Origin of the sequence: Daejeonella sp. (assembly GCF_037719425.1) — a bacterium.
Classification (GTDB): Bacteria; Bacteroidota; Bacteroidia; order Sphingobacteriales; family Sphingobacteriaceae; genus Daejeonella.
The window spans coordinates 20,794-30,382 of record NZ_JBBJNI010000031.1 but is presented as its reverse complement, the minus strand read 5'-3'; the positions used below and the strand labels follow the sequence as shown (position 1 = coordinate 30,382).

Sequence of the window (9,589 nt, the reverse complement as noted above, 5' to 3'; positions counted from 1 at the left end):
TTCAAGACCGCTTACGGTCAGACAACTGCTACAGTAGAACAAGTATTTCAATATGCGTTAACACTGGAATATCTTGAAGCAGAATTTTATGTAAAAGGCGTTGCAGCCCCAGGCTTGATCCCAGCAGGCGCATCAGTTGGTGCAATTACAACAATTCGTGATCATGAAACTCAGCACGTAGCTTTCCTTCGTGCTGCACTTACAGGATTAGGAAAAACTCCGGTTACAAGCCCTAAATTTGATTTTTCAGGTGGTAAAGGATCAGGTACTGGACCATTTGCAACAGTGTTTACAAATTATGATATTTTCCTTGCGGTTGCACAGGTATTTGAAGATACAGGCGTACGTGCATATAAAGGTCAAGCTCCAAATTTACTAAGACAAGGTGGCTTGCTTACTGCAGCGCTAAACATTCATTCAGTTGAAGCTCGTCATGCAGCAAAAGTACGTCTGATGCGTAGAGACCGTGGCGCGACGACTGTTAAGCCTTGGATTACCGGAAAAGATAACGGTATCGGACTTGCAGCGGTGCAGGCTTCTTATAACGGTGAGGACTTGGAAACACAAGCAGGCATTAAGATTACCGGCATCAATGGCCAGGCTATAAGTGTTAATGCAGCAACAGAATCATTTGATGAACCTTTAACAATGCCCGAAGTTTTGGCCATTGTAAACCCTTTTATCGTTTAGTGATAAGTTTTAGGATGATTGAAAGAGGGAGCCATTTGGCTCCCTTTTTTTTATACCGGAATTCGAATCAGGACCGCTGTACCATATTCACCTGTCTGCTGCTGATCAATGAATATGTGGCGTTTACTAAGCCTGTTTAAAAGACCAACGCGCTCACGGATCAGAGCCATTCCTCTGCTTATGTGACTTGTTTTCTTCAGGCTCTCAGAATTTGAAATTCCTACCCCATCATCGACAATAGATATTAGGACATCTGTCCCATCCATAGTAAACTGTAGTTTGATCAATCCACCATCCTCTTTGGGCATAATCCCGTGCCAAATTGCATTTTCAAGAAAGGGCTGAACAAGCATCGAAGGGATAAGGATCTCTTCCGTATCAATGTCCTTGTCTATAGTAACCTCATACCTCATTTTGTCAGAAAATCTTATCTTTTCCAATGACAGGTACAGCTGCAGATAGACAAGTTCTTCGTGAACAGATATCGTACTATTCATACATATTTCAAGATGTTTTCTTGTAAGGCGGGCAAATCCGGAAAGAACCTGGTTCGCTGTCCTGGCATCCGCCTGATTCATAAAATGCTGTATGGAGTTCATCACATTAAAAACAAAGTGAGGATTCATCATTGCCTGTAATGCTTTCTGTTCTAACGAATTTATTTTACTCTGTATAATTATTTCATCTCTTTTCCTTCTCTTCTCTCTTAAATAATGCCAAATTAGTAGGGCAATAACTGATAATAAAACCAATAGAATACCTGAAGTAATAATCCATCTATTTGTTGCCGCCCGATATTTTTGCTCTGTTATGATGAGTTCCTTTTCCTGAATTTTTTGCTGTTGAAGATAATGCCGGGTATTAATTTCAATATTGGCAGATTGATTTTCATTTAAAAGCAGACTATCATTGTGATAGGCTAAGGACAAGTATTTCAAAGCTTTTTGATAATCCTTTCGCTTCAACTCCAATTCGTAGGTAACCCGGATAAAATCATTATCCAGTACCGGATTCTTCACTTTCCGCGCATATTTAAGGCCTTCTTCAATGGCCTTCTCGGCCAGATGAAATTCACCTTGTTCCAGGTAGATGTAAGATAGAGTCAAATAACAGCCACTTAAAGTTGAGTAAAGCTGGAGGCCCTTTGCTGCCTGAATCGCTCTATTCAGCCGGGATTTCGCCGAGTCTATTTTGTGAAGCTTATGATAGACACGCCCAGTATTTTGCAAATAAATAATAGTGGATATAGTATCTTTTAATTTCCTGAAGATACTGTCGCTTTTACCGAAGTAAACCAGTGATTTATTGTGTTCCGATTTTCTGGAATAAATCAGGGCTATGTTAAAGTACATTCCGGCAACTAATTCTTCATCATGTATGTTCCCGGCAATTTTTAGAGCCTTACTGAAATAATTTAAGGCTTTATCAGGATCATTGTATTTATACAAGCTACCGATATTGTTATACGTCTTTGCAATATTCTTATCATCGTTCAATTGCTGGTAACAACGTAAAGCTTCAATATAATTCTTCGTTGCCATTGAGTTATTCTCTAAATATGAGAATCCAAGTCCAGTTACACGATAGGCCTCAGCAATACCAGGTAAATGATTTATTCGCTTAGCAAATTGTAATGCGTTGCCGGCAACCTGGATTGCAGTTTGGGGATCTGTTAGACGGCTGTCGAAAGCTTTCTTGTTTAACCTGGTGACCATTAAAGTATCCTTCTGATAATTAACTCCAGGTATGTTGGTGGAATTGGAAAACAGGTATAACTTTATCGGCGAAAAAGTTAAGGCATAGACTAATGACATTGCTGCCCCCGTAAGCAGCAAAAAATATAGAAGGTATCTGTAATATTTCTTTTGCACTGCAGGTGAGCGAGAGATATTTAGGCTACTCGGAATGATATACTGGGATTCAAGTTAATTTATTTTTCTGAAAATAAAAAAGCGGCGAAACGCTCCAAACGTTTCAGCCGCCGATTATACAAATTAATTATCATAGGTAGATAATGTCAATTTGGACAATCATATTACCGTGATCATCAGACAAAATTAGTCAATTAGGTCACCAAAGCATGCTAAACGAGTAAAGGGTAGACATTAGTGAGTTATCGGCGATAAAGTGATCTCCAACCTATTACTTCATAAATCCCCTCAAAATCTTTACTTTTGCACAAATTCTAGTACAAAAATGAGCACCGGATTATCTGAACAGGAAATTTTACGCCGTGAGGCGATGGCTGAACTTCGCAAGCTGGGGATCGACCCCTACCCGCCTGAAGCATTTGAGGTAAATGTAAATGCCCAAGATATAAAGGAAAACTACGAACGCGATAAAACTTCATATAAGAGTATCAGTTTTGCCGGGCGTATCATGAGCCGCCGTATAATGGGCAGCGCATCTTTCGCCGAGCTGCAGGATTCCACCGGGCGTATACAGGTTTATATAAACAGGGATGAAATTTGCCCTGGCGAAGATAAGGCGCTATACAATATCGTATTTAAGAAACTGCTTGATATCGGTGATTTCATCGGTATTAAGGGATATGTCTTTATAACCAAAACTGGTGAAATTTCTATTCATGTTAATGAAATGAAGATCTTAGCTAAGTCTTTAAAACCTCTTCCTATTGTAAAAAGAGATGATGAAGGGCATATTTATGACGGCTTTACTGATCCTGAACTGCGTTACAGACAACGGTATGTAGATCTAACGGTTAACCCTGATTACAAAAAAATATTCCAGAGCCGGTCTAAAGTTATCAATACCATGCGTAGCTATTTTGACGATCAGGGATGGATGGAAGTGGAAACGCCTATTTTGCAGCCCATTCACGGGGGTGCTGCTGCGCGCCCGTTCAACACGCATCATAATGCGTTAGATATGCCGCTTTATCTGCGAATTGCCAATGAGCTGTACTTGAAACGGTTAATTGTCGCAGGATTTGATGGCGTTTACGAGTTCGGTAAAATGTTCCGGAACGAAGGTATGGATCGTACCCACAATCCTGAGTTCACCTCAATGGAGATCTATGTAGCTTACAAAGATTATATCTGGATGATGGCTATGGTGGAAGAATGTTTGGAAAAGATCGCTATTGCAATCCATGGCAAGGCTACTGTTAAAGTAGGTGAACACGAGATCGATTTCGCTGGCCCTTACGAAAAGCTATCAATGTATGACTCCATTAAAAAGCATACAGGCATAGATGTTTCTAAAATGGATGAAGAAGCTTTACGCGCTACGTGTAAAGTGCTAAGGATCGAAATAGATTCCACTATGGGCCGGGGCAAACTCATTGATGAGATTTTTTCCGAAAAAGTAGAATCGCAATTGATCCAGCCTACATATATAACCGATTACCCGATCGAGATGACGCCGCTGGCCAAAAAACACCGGACCGAAGAAGGTCTTGTTGAGCGTTTCGAGCTTTTTGTACTTGGCAAGGAGATCGGGAATGCATATACAGAGTTGAATGACCCTATCGACCAGCGTGAACGCCTCGAAGAGCAGTTACTATTAGCAGGACGAGGTGATGAAGAAGCAATGGCTATGGACGAGGATTTTCTCCGTGCGCTTGAATATGGCATGCCGCCTACCTCTGGCCTTGGAATTGGCATCGACCGTTTGGTGATGTTAATGACGGATCAGAGTACGATCCAGGAAGTATTATTCTTCCCGCAAATGAGGCCGGAGAAAAAAGCAAAAGTCATTTCAGCTGATGAGTTTACTGCTCTTGGTGTACCTGCTGAGTGGGTGCCGGTTTTAAATAAAATGGGCTTCAAAACGCCTGACGAATTGAAAGCGGGCAACCCTAACAAAGTATTCAATGATCTGGGTGGTATGCGGAAAAAAATGAAGCTGGAAATTACAATGCCTTCCAAAGAAAGTGTAATGGAGTGGTTTGATTAACTGGCGCTGGACAATCGGCAATAGATTAACATAAACATAACATATTGATAAAGGCTGCTTTACCTTGCGTAAAGCAGCCTTTATTATTTTTGGTGTATTCGTTTAGCCGTCGTTGTCAAATAAATAAAATAATTATGAAGAACTCAAGTATAGAAATTACCGATAGTGAATATCTGATCAAATTACCAAGAGAAGAGTTTAATCTTTCTTTTATCCATCAGCTCTTGAAAAGGATTCAGGCTGAGCAATTCTTTTTTAATTACAAAATTGAAGATGAGCCGGAAGATATGGTTAGCAGAGATTCAAATATGGGTCTTGAGTTACGGTATGATGATTTAAGAGACAAATAAATTTGTAAAAGAGCAAATTCAAAACCGGCGTTCATTTGCAATTCTTGAAATTTGCTAATTCCCTCATTTAAAATCGCCTGGCGTTTCCCCTTTGCTGCACAACAGTTCTATCCATCTGCCCCATTTGCTCTTTCATCATCTTGATCTGATCAGCAAGCAATTTATTTTTATCAGCTTTTTTAGCTTCCTGAAGGTAGAGCGTTGCTTCCCGTTTATTGCGTTTTGCCATGGCAATACCAGCCAGGCTTAGTTTAGCAAGGGCAACATTATGATCCATAGTCATGCCCAGGCTGATCGCTCTTTTGAAATATTTCTCGGATTGTAAGGGAGTTTTCCGGGATTCGATAAGGCCTACCAAAAGGTTGTAGTAACCATGCTGGCCTTTGAACAATTGCGTTTCGTAGTTATCAATTTTGGCAAGCCACACGCCAGCCTCATCCATTTTATCTTTTCTCAAATAATATTGAGCAATAAGCATCTTTTCATTGAAGAGAAATGTCACTCCTACTAAAATGGCCACTAAAACCAATGGTATTCCCCACCCCCAGTATCCGAAAACCATCAATGTTACTGCTGCACCCAACACCATGGCTGCAAGAATCAATCTTATGAAATTAGGCATTATCTTGTTATCTGTTAAATTTGCTGCAAATATCCGTTTATTTAAGCGTTTAACCAATATCTATCGAAGAAATTATGCCTGTTCAACTTGAAGAGAGCTGGAAGGAAGTCCTGCACGAGGAATTTGAAAAAGATTACATGAAAGACCTCCGTGCTTTTCTTCGAACTGCCAAAACGGAAGGCCGAACACTTTATCCGGCAAACAAAAATATATTTAATGCTTTTGACCATACTCCTTTTGATAAAGTAAAAGTCGCTATTATCGGACAAGACCCATACCATGGACACAATCAGGCGCATGGACTTTCTTTTTCCGTGCAAAAAGGTGTGCAGTTCCCGCCTTCCCTGCAGAATATTTTCAAAGAGCTTTTAGCTGAGTTTAAAGATTTCAAGTATCCTGATCACGGCGACCTTACACAGTGGGCCGATCAGGGTGTGCTGCTTTTAAATGCCACATTAACCGTGGAAGCAAATAAAGCCGGCTCGCATCAGAAACATGGCTGGGAGATCTTTACTGATAGGGTTATCCAAACCCTATCAGACAATAGATCAGGAATCATATTTCTTTTGTGGGGGAGATATGCCCAGGCGAAAGCTGACCTCATTGATAAAAGTAAACATCATATTTTAATGTCGGCTCATCCTTCCCCATTTTCAGCCCACAGCGGGTTCTTTGGCAACGGCCATTTTAAGAAGACAAATGAAATTTTGGAAAAAGAGGGAAAGAAACAGATTGATTGGCAGATTGATTAAATGAACAATAGGAATTGTTTCCAATTCCTATACTGAAATACTTATGACAATTTTACTAGTTAATACTCCAGGGGCACAGCAGGTTCTTTTTTATTGGTCGACATGATCATCATAGTCTGGAAGGTTTTAACAACCGAGATCTTACTGATCTTATCCATGATCACCCGTTCGTATGATTTGATGTCCTTAACATAAACTTTCAATAGAAAATCACATTGCCCGGTTACGTGATGGCATTCCGTTATCTCCTTTATCGCTGCTATTTCTTCAAGAAAAACCTGGATAGTATTGTTTTTGTGAAAATCGAGTTGGATCTGGATGAAAGTCTTTATCCCTAAACCTAGCAGTTCCTCATCAACCAGGGCATGATAGCTTTTTATGTAATGCGCGTGCTCCAGCTTCCTGACTCTCTCAAGCGTGGGAGCGGGCGACAATCCAACTTCATGAGATAATTGCAAATTGGTAATACGTCCATTTTCCTGAAGAATTTTCAGGATTTTAAAATCTATTTTATCAAGTTCAATTGCCATAATTGATCAAAAATAGGGTATTAAACAGAATAACCAAATATTATTTTTAAAAACGCTTATAAATTTGGCATATATTTTTAATTAAAATTTAGATTAATCTAAATTTTTAATTAGGTTTGTTTAATTCACTACCTATGCACTCATTTACAGAAGAGAACTACCTAAAAGCTATTTACCATTTAAGTGATGGTAACAACGCTGGGGTAAGCACCAATTCAATTGCTGAAGTAACAAATACCAAAGCTGCATCGGTTACCGATATGCTCAAGAAGCTTGCCGATAAAAAACTGATAAATTATGTAAAATATCAAGGGGTGACATTGACTGAGATCGGTGTTAAAGCTGCTGTTAATATCATCCGTAAGCACCGCCTATGGGAAGTTTTTCTTGTGGAAAAACTTGGATTTAAATGGGATGAAGTGCATGATATTGCAGAGGAACTGGAACATATCAACTCAGCCGTGCTAATTGACCGGCTGGATGATTTTCTGGGAAACCCTGCTGCCGATCCACACGGCGACCCAATTCCTGACAGTACCGGTAACTTTACTCATAAGAAACTGGTGAAGGTATCTGACATGAAAGAAGGCCAGGCTGGAACTATTTCCGGAGTAAATGAACACTCTTCTGCCTTTCTAAAACACCTGGAAAAGCTTGGACTTACACTAGGCACCAAAATAACTATCACAGACCTTATCGAATTTGATGGATCTATCATGTTAAAAGCCGACGAAACAAAAGAAAGAACTATTAGCCGTGAAGTGGCTAAAAATATCCTGGTTATTTTATGAGCAAGAACGACGAGTCACTAAGTGAAGTACACGGCTCTGTAGCCACCTCCGGCAAGACCGGATGGAGAAAATTGATGGCATTTATCGGTCCAGCTTACCTGGTAAGTGTGGGTTATATGGACCCGGGCAACTGGGCAACTGATATTGCCGGGGGAAGCCAGTTTGGCTATAAGCTGATCTGGGTGCTGCTGATGTCAAACTTGATTGCACTTTTACTGCAATCCTTGAGTGCGCGTTTGGGTATTGTAGGGGGACTCGATCTTGCACAGGCTTCCCGAAATGCATATCCGAAGTATGTCAACTACCCTTTATACGTTTTGGCTCAGATCGCGATTATAGCCTGCGATCTGGCCGAAATCATCGGTATGGCAATAGGTTTAAACCTGCTCTTTGGGTTACCGCTTATCTGGGGTATCTCAATAACGATTTTGGACACCTTTCTTTTACTTTTCCTGATGAACAAGGGAATGAGGATGATGGAAGTCTTCATAGTTTCTATGGTGTTTATTATCGGAGTTTCATTCCTGACGGAAATGTTCATTGTCAAACCTATTCTTGGGGAAGTTTTATCAGGATTTAAACCCTCTATCCTATCCGGTAATGCGCTATACATTGCCATTGGTATCATCGGCGCAACTGTTATGCCACACAATTTATATCTGCATTCGTCGCTGGTACAAACCCGAAAGATCGACCGAACGAGTAAGGGAATAAAAGATGCATTGAAATACAATCTGATTGACACGACCATCGCTCTTAACTTAGCGTTCTTCGTAAACGCTGCTATTTTGATACTTGCTGCTACTGCGTTTTATAAAAATGGCCTTTATGAAGTTGCAGAGATCCAGGATGCTTATAAATTACTGGACAATATTTTCGGATCACTTGCCCCTACTCTTTTTGCTATAGCACTGATCGCATCTGGTCAAAGCTCGACCATTACAGGAACCCTTGCCGGTCAGATCGTTATGGAAGGGCATCTAAACCTGCGGATCCAACCCTGGATAAGACGTTTATTAACACGCTTACTTGCTATTATTCCAGCTTTTTTCACAATCCTTTATTTCGGGGAAGAAGCACTGGGCGGGCTTCTTATATTAAGCCAGGTCGTTTTAAGTTTACAGCTCGGTTTCGCCGTTATCCCTCTAATCCATTTTAACTCGGATAGCAGAAAAATGAAGGAATATGCGATCAAACCTTGGGTTAAGGTATTGGCCTGGTTAAGCGCGCTGATCATTGTTGGGCTAAATGTGAAACTTGTGTTTCAGGAAGTTACAGAGTGGGTAACTGGCGGTGAAAATATGTGGCTGATCTACGCCTTTGTTATACCAGTAATCATTATCGTCAGCATGTTGTTGCTGTACGTGATATTCGTTCCGATCTTTAAAAAGAACAACGGAGGAAATCTATCCAATGTTCCGCACGGAAGTGCATTGGAAATCGGCAACATTGATCATGTTCAATACAGCAAAATTGGCATCACTGTCGATTTTTCGAAGAACGATCTTAATACTATCCGTCATGCTCTGATCCAGGGTGGAAAGAGTACTCAGTATCTACTGATACATATTGTAGAAACTGCCGGCGCCCGCTTCCATGGTGAAAAAGTATTGGACCATGAGACGCAAAGTGACACGGACAATCTGGAGAAGTATAAGCTTAATTTAAAAGAGCTTGGTTATAAGGCTGAGATCGCCATTGGGTATGGGGTTGCTGCTAAGGCCATTTCGAAAATTGTGAAAACAGATGAATTAGATCTTCTGGTTATGGGTGCTCATGGGCATAAAGGTATTAGTGATCTGATCTTTGGAACAACAGTTGACACGGTCAGACACAATGTGAATATTCCAATCCTAATTATTAAATGATGAGGATTATTGGGAAGTTAGTCAATTCTCGGTTGGGGTTTTAAAGACCGACAGCCTCTCAGTTTTAC

At 40.5% G+C, this 9,589-nt stretch carries 9 protein-coding genes; 6 read left to right on the top strand and 3 right to left on the bottom strand.

The genetic code is table 11. From position 1 onward, the window contains the following. Positions 1–690: ferritin-like domain-containing protein (locus WKF69_RS06305; protein WP_340380486.1), on the top strand; the 690-nt coding region annotated here is incomplete at its 5' end. 50 nt (positions 691–740) lie between these two features. Here WKF69_RS06305 and WKF69_RS06300 read toward each other — a convergent pair. Further along, a complete protein-coding gene (locus WKF69_RS06300; protein WP_340380484.1) occupies positions 741–2,504 on the bottom strand; it encodes a tetratricopeptide repeat protein in 1,764 nt (587 codons plus the stop codon). Between the two features lie 382 nt (positions 2,505–2,886). Here WKF69_RS06300 and lysS point away from each other — a divergent pair, with 382 nt between their 5' ends. Together lysS and WKF69_RS06290 are read left to right on the top strand one after the other, a co-directional pair. Beyond that, complete coding sequence (lysS, locus tag WKF69_RS06295) at positions 2,887–4,608, top strand: lysine--tRNA ligase (RefSeq protein WP_340380482.1); 1,722 nt, start codon at positions 2,887–2,889, stop codon at positions 4,606–4,608. A gap of 134 nt (positions 4,609–4,742) precedes the next feature. After that, entirely contained in the window at positions 4,743–4,958 is a 216-nt protein-coding gene (locus WKF69_RS06290; RefSeq protein ID WP_340380480.1) for a hypothetical protein, read from the top strand. Between the two features lie 67 nt (positions 4,959–5,025). Here the strand turns inward: WKF69_RS06290 and WKF69_RS06285 are convergent, their stop codons facing one another. After that, complete coding sequence (locus tag WKF69_RS06285) at positions 5,026–5,580, bottom strand: DUF2892 domain-containing protein (RefSeq protein WP_340380479.1); 555 nt, start codon at positions 5,578–5,580, stop codon at positions 5,026–5,028. A gap of 74 nt (positions 5,581–5,654) precedes the next feature. On the opposite strand from WKF69_RS06285, the gene ung reads away from it, so the two are divergent. Beyond that, positions 5,655–6,332, top strand: coding sequence for a uracil-DNA glycosylase (gene ung, locus WKF69_RS06280; RefSeq protein ID WP_340380477.1), 678 nt, complete (start codon positions 5,655–5,657; stop codon positions 6,330–6,332). Positions 6,333–6,391: 59 nt separating this feature from the next. On the opposite strand, the gene WKF69_RS06275 is transcribed toward ung, so the two are convergent. Continuing rightward, positions 6,392–6,862: an Lrp/AsnC family transcriptional regulator gene (locus WKF69_RS06275; RefSeq protein WP_340380475.1), complete on the bottom strand. Its 471-nt coding sequence runs from the start codon at positions 6,860–6,862 to the stop codon at positions 6,392–6,394. 134 nt (positions 6,863–6,996) lie between these two features. Between WKF69_RS06275 and WKF69_RS06270 the strand changes: the two genes are divergently transcribed. Continuing rightward, positions 6,997–7,653, top strand: coding sequence for a metal-dependent transcriptional regulator (locus WKF69_RS06270; RefSeq protein WP_340380473.1), 657 nt, complete (start codon positions 6,997–6,999; stop codon positions 7,651–7,653). Continuing rightward, the gene (locus WKF69_RS06265; protein WP_340380471.1) at positions 7,650–9,521 is read left to right on the top strand and encodes an Nramp family divalent metal transporter; all 1,872 of its coding nucleotides are present in this window, start codon (positions 7,650–7,652) and stop codon (positions 9,519–9,521) included. The genes WKF69_RS06270 and WKF69_RS06265 overlap by 4 nt, the downstream gene beginning before the upstream one ends. The last annotated feature ends 68 nt before the right edge of the window (positions 9,522–9,589 follow it).